The organism is Flavobacterium sp. IMCC34518 (assembly GCF_027111095.2).
Classification (GTDB): domain Bacteria; phylum Bacteroidota; class Bacteroidia; order Flavobacteriales; family Flavobacteriaceae; genus Flavobacterium; species Flavobacterium praedii.
Genome location: NZ_CP114284.2, coordinates 2584532 through 2597958 on the forward strand (window position 1 = coordinate 2584532; position 13427 = coordinate 2597958).

At 30.7% G+C, this 13427-nt stretch carries 13 protein-coding genes; 10 read left to right on the top strand and 3 right to left on the bottom strand.

Going from position 1 to position 13427, the window contains the following annotated elements:
- Window positions 1-71: 71 nt before the first annotated feature.
- The 5 genes from gldK (at window position 72) to OZP06_RS10945 (ending at window position 5936) form a co-directional block, all read left to right on the top strand.
- The gene (gene gldK / locus OZP06_RS10925) at window positions 72-1484 is read left to right on the top strand and encodes a gliding motility lipoprotein GldK (protein ID WP_269221871.1); all 1413 of its coding nucleotides are present in this window, start codon (window positions 72-74) and stop codon (window positions 1482-1484) included.
- Between the two features lie 51 nt (window positions 1485-1535).
- A complete protein-coding gene (gene gldL / locus OZP06_RS10930; protein ID WP_269221872.1) occupies window positions 1536-2165 on the top strand; it encodes a gliding motility protein GldL in 630 nt (209 codons plus the stop codon).
- A gap of 49 nt (window positions 2166-2214) precedes the next feature.
- Window positions 2215-3774 carry a gliding motility protein GldM gene (gene gldM / locus OZP06_RS10935; protein WP_269221873.1) on the top strand — a complete coding sequence of 520 codons (1560 nt, stop codon included), beginning with the start codon at window positions 2215-2217 and terminating at the stop codon, window positions 3772-3774.
- A 50-nt stretch (window positions 3775-3824) separates the two neighbouring features.
- Window positions 3825-4802, top strand: coding sequence for a gliding motility protein GldN (gene gldN / locus OZP06_RS10940; protein ID WP_269221874.1), 978 nt, complete (start codon window positions 3825-3827; stop codon window positions 4800-4802).
- 75 nt (window positions 4803-4877) lie between these two features.
- Window positions 4878-5936 (top strand): FAD-dependent oxidoreductase, encoded by a 1059-nt coding sequence (locus OZP06_RS10945; protein ID WP_269221875.1) that lies wholly within the window; start codon window positions 4878-4880, stop codon window positions 5934-5936.
- Here the strand turns inward: OZP06_RS10945 and OZP06_RS10950 are convergent, their stop codons facing one another.
- Window positions 5937-6317 (bottom strand): DUF983 domain-containing protein, encoded by a 381-nt coding sequence (locus tag OZP06_RS10950; RefSeq protein WP_281237816.1) that lies wholly within the window; start codon window positions 6315-6317, stop codon window positions 5937-5939.
- A 75-nt stretch (window positions 6318-6392) separates the two neighbouring features.
- Here OZP06_RS10950 and OZP06_RS10955 point away from each other — a divergent pair, with 75 nt between their 5' ends.
- Window positions 6393-8300, top strand: a complete 1908-nt coding sequence (locus OZP06_RS10955) for an ABC-F family ATP-binding cassette domain-containing protein (protein WP_269221876.1) — start codon at window positions 6393-6395, stop codon at window positions 8298-8300.
- A 162-nt stretch (window positions 8301-8462) separates the two neighbouring features.
- Here OZP06_RS10955 and OZP06_RS10960 read toward each other — a convergent pair whose 3' ends face one another.
- A complete protein-coding gene (locus OZP06_RS10960) occupies window positions 8463-9614 on the bottom strand; it encodes an 8-amino-7-oxononanoate synthase (protein ID WP_281237814.1) in 1152 nt (383 codons plus the stop codon).
- 92 nt (window positions 9615-9706) lie between these two features.
- Between OZP06_RS10960 and OZP06_RS10965 the strand changes: the two genes are divergently transcribed.
- Window positions 9707-9985: a 4a-hydroxytetrahydrobiopterin dehydratase gene (locus OZP06_RS10965; protein WP_269221877.1), complete on the top strand. Its 279-nt coding sequence runs from the start codon at window positions 9707-9709 to the stop codon at window positions 9983-9985.
- A gap of 57 nt (window positions 9986-10042) precedes the next feature.
- Here OZP06_RS10965 and OZP06_RS10970 read toward each other — a convergent pair whose 3' ends face one another.
- Window positions 10043-10531: a DUF1761 domain-containing protein gene (locus OZP06_RS10970; protein ID WP_269224600.1), complete on the bottom strand. Its 489-nt coding sequence runs from the start codon at window positions 10529-10531 to the stop codon at window positions 10043-10045.
- Between the two features lie 188 nt (window positions 10532-10719).
- Between OZP06_RS10970 and OZP06_RS10975 the strand changes: the two genes are divergently transcribed.
- From OZP06_RS10975 to OZP06_RS10985, 3 genes are all read left to right on the top strand, one after another.
- Window positions 10720-11574, top strand: coding sequence for a leucine-rich repeat domain-containing protein (locus tag OZP06_RS10975; RefSeq protein WP_269221878.1), 855 nt, complete (start codon window positions 10720-10722; stop codon window positions 11572-11574).
- 239 nt (window positions 11575-11813) lie between these two features.
- Window positions 11814-12641, top strand: coding sequence for a Two component regulator three Y domain protein (locus OZP06_RS10980; RefSeq protein WP_269221879.1), 828 nt, complete (start codon window positions 11814-11816; stop codon window positions 12639-12641).
- 331 nt (window positions 12642-12972) lie between these two features.
- Complete coding sequence (locus tag OZP06_RS10985; RefSeq protein ID WP_269221880.1) at window positions 12973-13278, top strand: hypothetical protein; 306 nt, start codon at window positions 12973-12975, stop codon at window positions 13276-13278.
- Window positions 13279-13427 lie beyond the last annotated feature (149 nt).

Below are 13427 nucleotides of genomic sequence, written 5' to 3' on the forward strand. Positions count from 1 at the left end.
ATTGTTTTTTAGGTTAAAAATAAATAGGTTTGCAGTCTTAAGATAATAATGAATAGATAACCCCAATTTTTATGAAGAATTTCATTGCATTTACGGCAATTTTAACAGTGTTGATTAGCTGTGGTAGATCAAGCGACAAAGGTGAGTTGGTTGGTGTAAAAGGAGCAAAATGGCATCCCGAAAAACCTTATGGAATGACATTAGTGCCAGGAGGTTCATATATAATGGGTAAATCAGATGATGATGTTGCTCATGTAGGTGATGCTCCAACAAAAACTGTAACTGTAAGGTCTTTTTATATGGACGAAACTGAGATTACAAATAGCGAATACCGTCAGTTTGTAGAATGGGTAAAAGATTCTACAATTCGTTTTCGTTTAGCTATTTTAGCAGAAGATAGTGGTCAGGGTGCCGCTAGTGATGCTAAAGGTAAAGGGAAAAGTAATGGTAGTATAGCAGATTATTCTTTTAATGATTCTGATCCAGAGAAAATGTCTGCATATGATAAATACATGTATGAAAATTATTATAGTATTGGTACTGATAAGGATCCAAATGCATATAAAAGGTTAAATAGAAAAGCTAAATTAATTAAGGATACCAAAAAATATCCAGACGAATACTATGTAGAAGTTATGGATTCTATGTATCTGCCTCTAGAAGCTTCCTACAATGGATTGAGAACGATAGATGTAAATAAATTAAAATTCCGTTATACTTGGATGGATATTCAGGCAGCTGCTAAAGCAAAAGTTGGTAAAAGGCAAGATTTTATAAGAACTGAAGAGGTAAAAGTATATCCTGATACTACGGTTTGGATTAAAGATTATGCTTACTCCTACAATGAGCCAATGCATAATGATTATTTTTGGCACAAAGCTTATGGGGAATATCCTGTAGTAGGTGTTACTTGGAGTCAGGCCAAAGCTTTTTGTGCGTGGAGAACGTTAAATAAAAACAGCTATTTAAAGTCAAAGAAAAATCATGTTGACAATGTAAATTCATTTAGATTACCAACAGAAGCAGAATGGGAATATGCTGCTAGAGGTGGTTTAGAATCTGCTACTTTTCCTTGGGGTGGCCCTTATACAAAAAGTGATAGAGGCTGCTTCTTAGCAAACTTTAAGCCTAATAGAGGTGATTATGCAGCTGATAATGCTTTGTATACTGTAGAAGCTAAATCGTATGAAACTAATGGATTTAACTTATACAACATGGCTGGTAATGTTGCAGAATGGACGGACTCTGCTTATGATGCAAATTCTTATGATTTTGTTTCTACAATGAATCCTGCTGTTATTGATAATTCTAATAAACGTAAAGTTATAAGAGGTGGATCTTGGAAAGATGTTTCTTATTTCCTTCAGGTAAGTACTCGTGCTTTTGAGTATTCAGATTCTGCCAGAAGTTACATTGGATTCAGAACAGTTCAAGATTACATGGGAACTCAAACAACCGGTAATAGTACAAGTAATAAAAAATAACCTAAATCAATTTAAATAAACCTAATAAATTAACTAAAAAAAATTACAAAGATGGCTATATTGAGCAAAAAAACAATGAATTTTACGTATGGAATGGGAGCGGCAGTAGTAATTATTGGAGCACTTTTTAAAATTCAACATTACCCTGGAGCAAGTGCATTATTAATTGTTGGTCTTTGTACTGAGGCTTTTATTTTTGCTCTTTCTGCATTTGAACCAGTTGAACATGAATTGGATTGGTCTTTGGTGTATCCAGAATTAGCTGGCGGTGAAAAGATTGTGCGAAATGATGTGGTTTCTGAAGATGCAGATGGTATGTTATCTTCAAAATTAGATGCAATGTTAAAAGAAGCTAAGATTGATGGAGCTTTAATGAATAGTTTAGGAACTAGCATCAGAAATTTTGAAGATGCTTCTAGAAATATTTCTCCAACAGTTGATTCAATTGCTGCTACAAAAAAATATAGTGAAGAATTATCTATGGCTGCTGCTCAAATGGAATCTTTAAATAGTCTTTATAAAGTTCAATTAGAAAGTGCATCAAGAAATGCTGAAGCTAATAAAGAAATTGCTGAAAACGCTAGCAAATTAAAAGAACAAATGCAATCAATGACCGCAAATATTGCTTCTTTAAATAATGTTTATGGAGGAATGCTTACTGCAATGAGTAATAAAGGATAATTAGTTTTTTAACTATTTAAATAAATTAATAATAAACTAATTAGAAAAAATGGCAGGAGGAAAACTAACCCCTAGACAGAAGATGATTAACCTTATGTATTTGGTTTTCATTGCAATGTTAGCATTAAATATGTCCAAAGAAGTATTATCAGCTTTTGGATTAATAAACGAAAGATTTGAAACTGCAAATGGTTTGGCTATAACATCAAATGAGGCTATTTTAGCAGATTTGGATTTGAAAGCTCAAGACAAACCAGAGCAATATAAAGTTCCTAATGAAATCGGAAAAAAAGTAGCTATTGCATCGTCTACTTTTTACAAGTATATTGAATCTCTTAAACAAGGTTTTACTAAAGATATTGAAAGAGAAAAAGACGGTAAATTGCCATACGAGACTATGGATAATTCATCAAAATTAGATGAATCTTGGTTTAGTGGTGATGGATTATCAGCAAAAGGTAAAGAAGTAGCAGCTGCTATTGATACTTACAAATCTACTATAGTAGCTACTTTAGGAAATGATCCTAAGTTTAAAGATATTGTAGCTGAATTTAATACTAAATTTAATACTGGTGATGTTGTAGATAAAGAGGGTGTAAAGAAAAATAATTTAGATTATAATTTTAAACATTTTCCTTTAATAGCGTCAGTTGCTAAATTAACAGCTACTCAAAATGATGTTAATACTATCGAAAATCAAATTTTAAGTAGATTAACTGGTGCAACTGCTGTAGCTGCAGCATCTATGAAAAATTATACTGCTATTGTAATTCCTGAGAAATCAGCTTTCTTTTCTGGTGAAGCGGTAAAGGGAAAAATTGTACTAGGTCGTTTTGATAAATCTACAGTACCTACAAAAGTTGTGGTGAACGGTAGTAATCTTAATCTTGGATCTGCGCTACATGATGGTCAAGTTGATTTTAGTTTTGGTGCCGGTAATGTTGGTGAACATGATATTAATGGTAATTTTACTTTTATGGAAGATGGTAAACCTGTTGCGATTCCAATTATTGGTAATTATGTAGTAGTACCTAAACCAAATTCTGCTACTATTTCTGCTGATAAAATGAATGTTGTATACAGAGGAGTTACTAATCCTATGACTATTTCTTTTGCTGGTATTTCAGCTGACAAAGTTAGTGCTTCTGCACCTGGATTAAGTTCTGCAGGTAAAGCTGGAGCTTACAATATGAATCCTGGTCAGGGATCTGAAGTAGTTATCAATGTGACTGGAACTTTGCCTGATGGATCTAAAGTTTCTGATAAAAAGACCTATAGAATAAAAGGTATACCACCTCCAGTTGGAGCTATTGGTGGAGAAATGGGAGTTGTAAAAGGAGCGAAATCTCGTTTGGAAGTTTCTCAAGTTTCTGCAAAATTACCTGATTTTGATTTTGATGTAAAATTAAATGTAGTTGGGTTTACGTTAAAAGTTGCTGGACAAGCTGCTGTAATAGTATCTGGAGATAGAGTTAATGCTCAATGTAAAACTGCTTTAGCAAGAGCAACAAGAGGTGACCAAGTAACGATTTCAGATATTAAAACTAAATTAGTTGGTTCGGATATCATGCTTTCAAGAACTGCCGTAGTAATTTACGAAATACAATAATATTTAAGTTAAAAATTTACCTACTTAAATAACTTAATAATTAATTAAAGATGAAAACTAAAAATTTAGTAGCTGTTGTAGCATTTGTTGCAGGAAGTTTTGCTTCATTCGCACAATCTAATTTGCTTAATGCTAAAACACCGGATCAAATAGGTGTAAAGACTAAATCTCAAGTGTCCCTTGATAATGATAAACCATTAGCTTATGGTTATGTTGATGATAGAGATATTTTAATGGGAAAAACAACTTGGGAGATTGTTGATTTGAGCGAACGTTTTAATTTTCCTCTTTATTTCCCTATTGATTCTGTTAATATAGGTAAAGACAGGAGATCTTTGTTTGATGTATTAATAAAAGGGATTAAAACAAATAAGATAACTGAAGTGTATACGGATGATTATTTTAATACCAAAAAGACTTTTAAAGATATGAGTAGTTCTTTTACTTACATTGATACTACAGATGCTGGTAAAGAAATTATTAATGCGAATCGTGATGCTTATTTTCCGAAAGAAACTGTTACTTATAAAACTGTAAAAGGAAAAAGAGAGAAAGTTATTATTCCTGCAGCTGCTGGACAGGTTTTAGATCCTCAGTTTATTAATAAAAAGGAATTAACAGCTCAAGATATTACTGGATACAAATTGAAAGGATATTGGTATTTTGATAAACGTCAAAGTGAGTTGAAATATCGTTTGTTAGGAATTTGTCCTATTGCTCCTGAAGCTAGAGAAGTTGGTAATGACAATCCAGATTATATCGATTTGTTTTGGATATTTTATCCTTCTGTTCGAGATTATCTTCACGGTTATTTAGCATTTAATGAAAAAAATTCTTCTATGCCAATTTCTTTTGATAGGATTTTAGATTCACGACAATTTAGTGGTATTATTTACAAGGAAGAAAATGTTTATGGTGACCGTTTAATTACTGAATATGTAAATGAAAATGCATTGAATCAGTTATTGGAATCGGATAGAATTAAAGATAAAATTCGTGATTTTGAACACGATATGTGGAATTACTAAAATTCCATTATTTTATAATAAAAACTCTTACTTTATTTAGGTAAGAGTTTTTTGTTTTTTAATTATTACAAAGTTATGATTGATTATTTAATTGTTGGTTCTGGACTTGCTGGTATTTCTTTTGCTGAATGTGCTTTGAGATATAATAGGAGTATATTGGTATTTGATAATGATTCGCAGAATTCTTCCAAAATTGCCGGTGGGTTATATAATCCTGTTATATTGAAACGTTTTAGCGAAGTATGGCGTGCTAAAGAACAACTGGAAATAATGAGTGATTTTTATTCTAATTTAGCTTCTAAAATTCAAATCAAATTTGATTTTAGAATTCCAATTTTGCGTAAGTTTTATTCGATTGAAGAGCAAAATAATTGGTTTTCTGCTTCCGATAAAGAGTCTTTAGCTTCTTTTTTGTCAACCAGTTTGTGTTTTAAAAATTATGATGGAATAGAGTCTCCTTTTGGATATGGTGAAGTATTACAAACGGGTTACGTTGATACTGCCGCATTGCTTGTAAACTATCAAAAATATCTTTTGTCACATTCACTTTTGGTCAAGGAAACTTTTGATTATGATGCATTAATCATTCAAGAGGATTTTATTACTTATAAAGGTATAAAAGCAAGAAATGTTGTTTTTGCCGAAGGTTTTGGTTTGCATTCCAATCCTTTTTTTAATCAATTGCCTTTGGATGGGACAAAAGGGGAATTGTTTATTATTAAAGCTCCAAATTTGAATTTAGATGTTATTGTTAATACCAGTGTTTTTATTTTGCCATTAGGGAATGATTTGTTTAAAGTTGGAGCAACATACAATTGGAAAGACAAAACCGATTTGCCCACAGAAGAAGGAAAAAATGAATTGATGGAACGAATTCGTGAAATAATTTCCTGTGAATTTGAAGTTGTTCAACATTTTGCAGGAGTTCGACCTACCGTAAAAGATAGAAGACCGCTAGTGGGCACCCACGACCAATACAAAAGATTTCATATTTTGAATGGTTTAGGCACACGTGGGGTAATGCTTGGTCCAGCAATGGCTAAAGCATTGTTTGATCATATAGAAAATGATTTTATATTGGATAAAGAAATAGATATAAAGAGATTTACCAATAAAAAAGGAAAAAAATCTTAGTTATTTTTTTGTGGTAGGATCATAAGATACGAACATATTGATATAAATGTTTCTTGACCATCGCAATACTATTGGAAAACATATTATTAATGTTGCAATAATGATGATAAAGGAAGTTTTTATACTAGCATTAAAAAAAAGATAGGATACTATAAATGCAGCTATTCCTAAAGCAACATTTAGTCCATAACTAACATACATTGCACCGTAAAAAAAAGAAGGTTCAATTTGATATTTAAGGCCACAATGGCTGCAATTTTCATTCATTTTGAGAACGGAACCTAAATGTAAAGGATTTTTATCCACATACATACTCTCATTCATGCATTTTGGACAAGTTCCTGTTAAAATGCTATATAATTTGGATCCTTTTTTTAACATTTGCAAAAAATTTAATTTTTCTATTTTTAGAAAGCACAAATTTACTAATACATTAAGGAATAAAATAATTAATAGATGCTTAATATACATAATTTATCGGTTTCGTTTGGTGGTTCTTATTTGTTTGAAGAAGTTACTTTTCGTTTGGGAGCTGGAGACCGTGTTGGTCTTGTTGGAAAGAATGGAGCAGGGAAATCGACTATGCTTAAAATACTGGCAAAAGATTTTGCTCCAGATTCAGGAGTAATTTCGCAAGAAAAAGAAATTCGGATGGGGTTCTTGCGTCAGGATATTGATTTTGAAGTGGGTAGAACCGTTTTAGAAGAAGCTTACGAAGCATTTACTGAAATAAAAATAGTTGAAAAAAAATTAGCCGATATCAATCATCAATTGGTTACTCGAACTGATTATGAAAGTGAAGAATACAGTCAAATTATTGAAGATCTTTCGGATTATACACATCGTTTTGATTTATTAGGTGGCTATAATTATGTTGGTGATACCGAGAAGATTCTTTTAGGTTTGGGTTTCAAACGTGAAGTTTTTGACAATCAAACCGAAACTTTTTCAGGAGGTTGGAGAATGCGTATTGAATTAGCGAAATTATTATTGCAATCGAATGATGTTTTATTACTGGATGAGCCTACAAACCACTTGGATATTGAAAGTATTATTTGGCTAGAAAGTTTTTTGCGCAATTATCCTGGAGTTGTTGTTATTGTTTCGCACGATAAAATGTTTTTGGATAACGTAACCAACAGAACTATTGAAATATCACTTGGTAAAGCATACGATTTTAATAAACCGTATTCTCAATATCTTGAATTACGTCATGAAATTCGTGAAAAGCAATTGGCTACTCAAAAAAATCAAGCTAAAAAAATAGAAGAAACCGAAAAATTAATTGAGAAGTTTAGGGCTAAAGCCTCTAAAGCTTCTATGGCACAGTCTTTAATTAAAAAGCTGGACAAAGTAGAACGTATTGAAGTGGACGAAGATGATAATTCGGTGATGAATATTTCGTTTCCAGTTTCAAAAGAACCGGGTAGAGTAGTTATAGAAGCTGAAAATGTAACTAAAAGCTACGGTGACAAAACGATTCTTAAAGATATTAGTTTGTTAGTAGAGCGTGGAAGTAAAATTGCTTTTGTTGGTCAAAATGGACAAGGAAAATCAACTTTCATAAAAGCCATTGTTGATGAATTTGAATATCAAGGGTCTATTAAGCTTGGGCATAATGTACAATTGGGTTATTTTGCTCAAAATCAAGCAGAATATTTAGATGGCGAAATTACTTTGTTGCAAACGATGGAAGATGCGGCTATGGATACCAACCGTATGAAAGTGCGCGATATGCTGGGTTCTTTTTTGTTTCGTGGAGATGATGTTGAAAAAAAGGTTAAAGTCCTTTCTGGAGGTGAAAGAAACCGTTTGGCGCTTTGTAAATTATTGCTGCAACCAATCAATGTTTTGTTAATGGATGAACCTACCAATCACTTAGACATTAAATCTAAGAATGTATTGAAAGCGGCTTTGCAAAAGTTTGGAGGAACTTTATTGCTGGTTTCTCACGATAGAGATTTCTTGCAAGGAATGTCAAATATTGTTTATGAATTTAAAGATCAGAAAATTAAAGAATATTTAGGAGATATCAATTATTTCTTAGAAGAACGCAATATGGAAAATATGCGTGAAGTGGAGAAAAAAGATGCTTTGAAAGCTACTGCTGCAAAGGAAAGCAACAAAGCTTCCTACGAAGATCAAAAAAAGGGAAAGGCTCTGCAAAACAAATTAAGCAAAGTAGAAAGTCAAATAAAGCAATTGGAAAAAGATATTCAGCATGATGATAAGTTATTAGCTTCTAACTATGATAAGCATATTGAAGATGCATCCTTTTTTATTGCCTATAACAAAAAGAAAGCGGAGTTGGATAAATTGCTACTTGATTGGGAAATTGTCCAGGAAGAAATTGATAATTTGTAGAAAATAAAATACAGAGAATAGTAAATTGAGGTCAGTAAGTAGGTATTAGTAAGATCAAATTTGTTATTTGAGCTAAGCGAAAGTTTGTCTATTTTGACGAACTTTCGCTTTCTTTTTGTCTAAATTCTTAATGAAATCTGCCTTCTGAAATCTGTAAACTGATTACTCTTTAAAAGGGCTTCTTTCTTTCCAAACAATTTCGGGTTCTAATAATGGAAATATTTTTGGAACGTGTTTGTTTATTTGTGAATTATTGTGTTCCATAAAGCCATACATTTCCAATGGTTTTGCTCCAACTGAACTCTTGATTTCTAAAGCAGTTCTTGAAAATATAATTTCTTTGAATCCTTTATTAATAGAATAGGCAATCATGTCATAAAGCATGTTTAAATACAACATTTTATCTTTTTGAATAGTATCATCATAACCCAAAAAATAGGTGTCGATCGCATTTCCATTTTTGATTAACGTATTGAAACCAATAAGTTTTTCATCTAAAAAGTAACCATAAAATAAAAATTTGTCTTTTAGAATTTCTTTGAAAACTCTAAAATGATTTTTAGTTAGAAAAAAAGTATTAAAAGGGGCGCTTTGTGCAACGTGATGGTATAAATCATAAATAGTATCCTCATACTTAATGATATCTTCCAAATGTAATTTTCTCTTTTCAATCCCTTCTGCTTTTTTTCGGGCTCTTTTGTATTGATCGCGGTATTTTTTGGTTAAGGAATCTATATAATCTTGCTCTGATTTCCATTCCACTTTAATTTTAAAAATCATGTTTGGTTGGATGCAATACCTATAGTTTTTTTTGAATAAATCGATAGTGAAGTTGTCGGCATCTTTTTGAGAATAATCTTTAAAAGTCGTAATGTGAACCTTTTTTCCAATGGATTTAAATCTTGTTTTTAAAGTTTCAGTTGCTTTCTTTAAGGTTTTAATACCTTCTATTGCTGAAATTGAATCTGAAAAAACATAAGAATTTTGGCCCGTAAGCATATTATTTCCAATAAGCAATACATGAGAAGCAAAGTTTTTGAGAATAAATTTCCGGACGGAAGCTTTAACACATCGATCCCTATCTCCAAATGATTCTAATTTATTTAAATCTAAAAACTGTGAAATTGCAATACCAACCAAAATTTTAGCTTCGAAAATACCAATATAATGGCAAGTCATATTAGAAGGGGCAGATTTTTCTAATATTTCAAAATACTCTTTAGATAAAAAAATATTTTTGGAACCTAAATCATCCCAGTTTTCAGGAAGTTGGTCTTTGGTTTCATATATTTGATAAGAAAGAGTTGTTTTCAAATTGGATTTGTATTTTTATTCAAATTTAGCCAATAAAGTTAATTTTATACGGTATTGTTTTAAATTATCTAACTTTATAAAAACAATACGTTATGGAAACATATAATGAAGAGTCAGCGAAACCTTTTTTAGTAGATTTGGCGAACTGGCATTTTAAAGAAGATGCTATAGAAAAGGAATTTAAATTCAAGAATTTTATGCAAGCACTTGGTTTTATAGTCCAAGTTGGAGTTTTGGCCGAAAAAATGAATCATCATCCAGAATTGTTTAATGTATATAATAAAGTAAATATTCGTTTGAACACACACGATTCGGGCGGGGTGACAACTAAAGATTTTGAGTTGGCCAAACAAATTGAAAGTTTATTTTAATTAAAAAGCCTTATTTCTATTGAGTTTAGAAATAAGGCTTTGTTATTTAACATTGATTTATAACCAACCGCATATCAATGATCCTATTATGGTCAAGGTAACCAGCCAATATCCAGCGTGTATCAAAATGTATATCCAAGATTTTCTTTCAAATAAACCGTTTATTGCAATTACAGGGAAAGCAAAAAATAAACCCGACATAAAGCCGTGTAAGGCACCATGTTTAAACGTTCTAAAGGCAGTTCCATAGTCGGTCATAAATGCCTTAAATGAGGGGAGTGCCTCACTTATTTTAAAAGGGCCACCTACCATTCCTATCGCACCAGACTGGTGTATTGTTAATGACATTTCGGTTAAAATGATAAAAAGGGAGAAGATATAAGTAAGTCCGAAAATTTTCAGCATATTCCCTTTTGCGAGTTCTTCTTGTGTAAGTCCAGTTTCTTTCATCCAAGTTGTTCCAAATACTTTTGGGTGATACCAAATAAATCCAACTACTAATGTTGTAAAGGCACTTACTAAAATAGCTATCCAATTCATTTCCATATTTTTAGGTTTTAAGGTTAGGATATCAAATGTAATTATTTTTTTTTAACTGTAATTAGGCTCAAATTGCAATTAATTGTAAATAAATGACTATAAAATAATTTATAATATGTATTTAAACGATTTTATTTGCATTTAATTGTATTTTTTCATTACTTTTATTATATCAAATTGTAAAAATAAAGATCATGAAAAATAGTATTGCATTATTTATTACAGTTGTTTTCTCAGTTTCGGTATTTGCTAATGTTTCAAACGTAGAGAAAAAGATTTTGATCAAATTATATCAAAAAACAAATGGCATTCAGTGGAAAGTAAAATGGGACTTGACTGCTCCAGTTGAAAGTTGGTATGGTGTTAAAATACAAAATGATAAGGTGGTAGCAATTATTTTGGCCAATAACAATTTGGTTGGAACGTTACCTGCAGATATAACAGATCTGAAAAATCTGGAAGAATTGAATTTATTTAAAAATCAAATTTCAGGCAACATACCTGAAAAAATTGGAGCTTTAAAAAATTTAAAAGAATTGAATCTGGCTTTTAATAAATTATCAGGAACAATACCGAATTCTATTTGTGAGATTCCTCATTTAAAAGTAGTAATGCTTTTTATGAATAATCTTTCTGGTGAATTACCAGTTGCAATTGGCAATTTAAAAGAATTAGAAGTAGTGTCTTTATTCAATAATGAATTATCTGGCCAACTTCCTGCTTCGTTGTATGAACTTAAGAATTTAAAACAATTGTTGTTAAGTAGTAATAAATTTTCAGGAAATATTAGTTGGAATATTGAAAACTTAAAATCGTTGGAAACTCTTAGTTTGTTTGACAATAAAATGCAAGGACAAATTCCGTATACCATTGTTAAAATGGAAAATTTAAGAAGTGTAAATTTATCGTATAATTCTTTTACTGGTGAAGTAAACAAAGCCTTGGCACAAAAAGATGATTTTAATCTTACGATGGTAGATGAATCTGGTGTTGCTTTCAAATTGAAGGTTGCAACTGATGCAAAAGGTGTTTTGGCTGCAGATGAATAGTTTTTATAATATTTATGGTTTAGTTAATTGGTGTTATATTATTTGATTTTTAGAGTGAAAAGCGCAATAGTTTAGTTTCTAAATTATTGCGCTTTTTGATTTTATTTTTAAATTATGTAGTTAATTATTTGTAAGATATAGTACGTATAAAAAGAATATTTACGTTAATTTATCGATTTTTATTGTTGGTTAGCGAACTTTTTAATTATTTTTGATTCGATGAACCTTATTTGAAATTTATGAATAAAAAAATTACTTTACTATTTTCCATATTTTTTACACTTTCTGTTTTTGCGGAAGTTTCACAAGCTGATAAAGAAATTTTAATAAAACTCAATCAAGTTACCAATGGTAGTAAATGGATCAAGAAATGGGATCTTTCGTTGCCTATGGACAAATGGTATGGGGTTAAAGTTTTAGACGATAAGGTAATATCGATAAACTTAAAGGGTAATAATTTAACAGGTCGAATTCCAGTTGAGATCAGTGATTTGACCAATTTACAGGAATTAGATTTGGGTTCAAATTTGATTAATGGGGAAATACCTCTTAATATTGGTAATTTGAAATCGTTACAATTATTGAATCTTTCTAATTGTAGATTGACAGGGTTTATACCGCTATCGGTTTGTGCACTTCCAAATTTGAAAGTGTTATCATTGGATCGAAACATTTTATCCGGTGAATTGCCTCCGCAAATTGGGAAGCTTTCTAATTTGGAATCTTTATCGCTGTATGAGAATTCTTTTAAAGGACAATTGCCCGTTTCGATTTATAATTTAAAATCTTTGAAGTTTTTGTCATTGTACAGTAATAAGTTTTCCGGCACTTTAAGTCCCGCAGTTGGGAATTTGTTATTGTTAGAAAATTTACAATTGTTTGATAATGATTTTAAAGGTACTGTTCCTTTAGAATTGGAAAAATTAACACATTTAAAAAAAATGAATATATCTTATAATTTGTTTACTGGTATGGTTTCCAATAAATTGTCATTATTGGATAAATTGAATATGACCATGCGAAATGAATTAGGGAATGTGATTTCCTTACCCGTTATAAAAGGATAGTAATTTTGCGAGGTTAAAGATTTTGAAAGTTGTTTGTTTTAATACATTTAGTTAGAATACCCTGTAAATTCATACTTTACAGGGTTTTTCGTTTTCTAAAAGTTTAAAAGTGTTTGTGGTTTATAATAGTCATTTTGAGAAATAAATTATGAAAAATTTACATGCTTTAATTGGGCTTGAAACGGTTTTATTGAGTAGCTTTGTTATAAGTTAATAATTTTAGAGCTGTTATTATATCGATTTCGTATTTATAAAAGCTTTAATAAAGAATTCAATGAATATAGAGTTTGGATAATAATTTTAATTTAACCACATTTTAATTTTAAATAGTATGGTAGTACAGTATCAAGGGAAACAAAACGGAATCCCAACAACATTTACTTTAAGAATAATCGGGAACAATTTATCAAAAAGCAGTTCGAATTACCAAATTGACTTAATGGTAGGCGATAAGCAGTTACCGACTTTTACGACATTTATTCACCAGAGTTTGTCTAATTGCTTAAAGGAGATTTACTTGTTTAGAAAACATAACGGTATTCAATTTGATGCTGCTTCAGAGAAAGTAGGTGTAAAATTAGTTCCTTACGATTTGGTTTTATACAATGCCCACAAGCAAGGTTTGTTTGCTGTGTAAGCCAATTTCTTAAAAGCATAAAAAAAAGGCTATTCGTAATTGATTAGTCTTTTTTTTAGGTTTATGATTGTTTTGAATATAAGAAATAGATTTAATTAATTTCTCTCATATATCTATTTTTAGATCATAAAAAAAAGCTCCAGATTTCT

Bases quoted from the DNA above. Each gene is read 5' to 3' on its own strand.
- gldN (WP_269221874.1), top strand. From the start codon at position 3,825: ATGAAAACTAAAAATTTAGTAGCTGTTGTAGCATTTGTTGCAGGAAGT.
- OZP06_RS10955 (WP_269221876.1), top strand. From the start codon at position 6,393: ATGCTTAATATACATAATTTATCGGTTTCGTTTGGTGGTTCTTATTTG.
- OZP06_RS10975 (WP_269221878.1), top strand. From the start codon at position 10,720: ATGAAAAATAGTATTGCATTATTTATTACAGTTGTTTTCTCAGTTTCG.
- gldM (WP_269221873.1), top strand. From the start codon at position 2,215: ATGGCAGGAGGAAAACTAACCCCTAGACAGAAGATGATTAACCTTATG.
- OZP06_RS10950 (WP_281237816.1), bottom strand. From the start codon at position 6,317: ATGTTAAAAAAAGGATCCAAATTATATAGCATTTTAACAGGAACTTGT.
- OZP06_RS10970 (WP_269224600.1), bottom strand. From the start codon at position 10,531: ATGGAAATGAATTGGATAGCTATTTTAGTAAGTGCCTTTACAACATTA.
- gldL (WP_269221872.1), top strand. From the start codon at position 1,536: ATGGCTATATTGAGCAAAAAAACAATGAATTTTACGTATGGAATGGGA.
- OZP06_RS10945 (WP_269221875.1), top strand. From the start codon at position 4,878: ATGATTGATTATTTAATTGTTGGTTCTGGACTTGCTGGTATTTCTTTT.
- OZP06_RS10965 (WP_269221877.1), top strand. From the start codon at position 9,707: ATGGAAACATATAATGAAGAGTCAGCGAAACCTTTTTTAGTAGATTTG.
- OZP06_RS10980 (WP_269221879.1), top strand. From the start codon at position 11,814: ATGAATAAAAAAATTACTTTACTATTTTCCATATTTTTTACACTTTCT.
- OZP06_RS10985 (WP_269221880.1), top strand. From the start codon at position 12,973: ATGGTAGTACAGTATCAAGGGAAACAAAACGGAATCCCAACAACATTT.
- gldK (WP_269221871.1), top strand. From the start codon at position 72: ATGAAGAATTTCATTGCATTTACGGCAATTTTAACAGTGTTGATTAGC.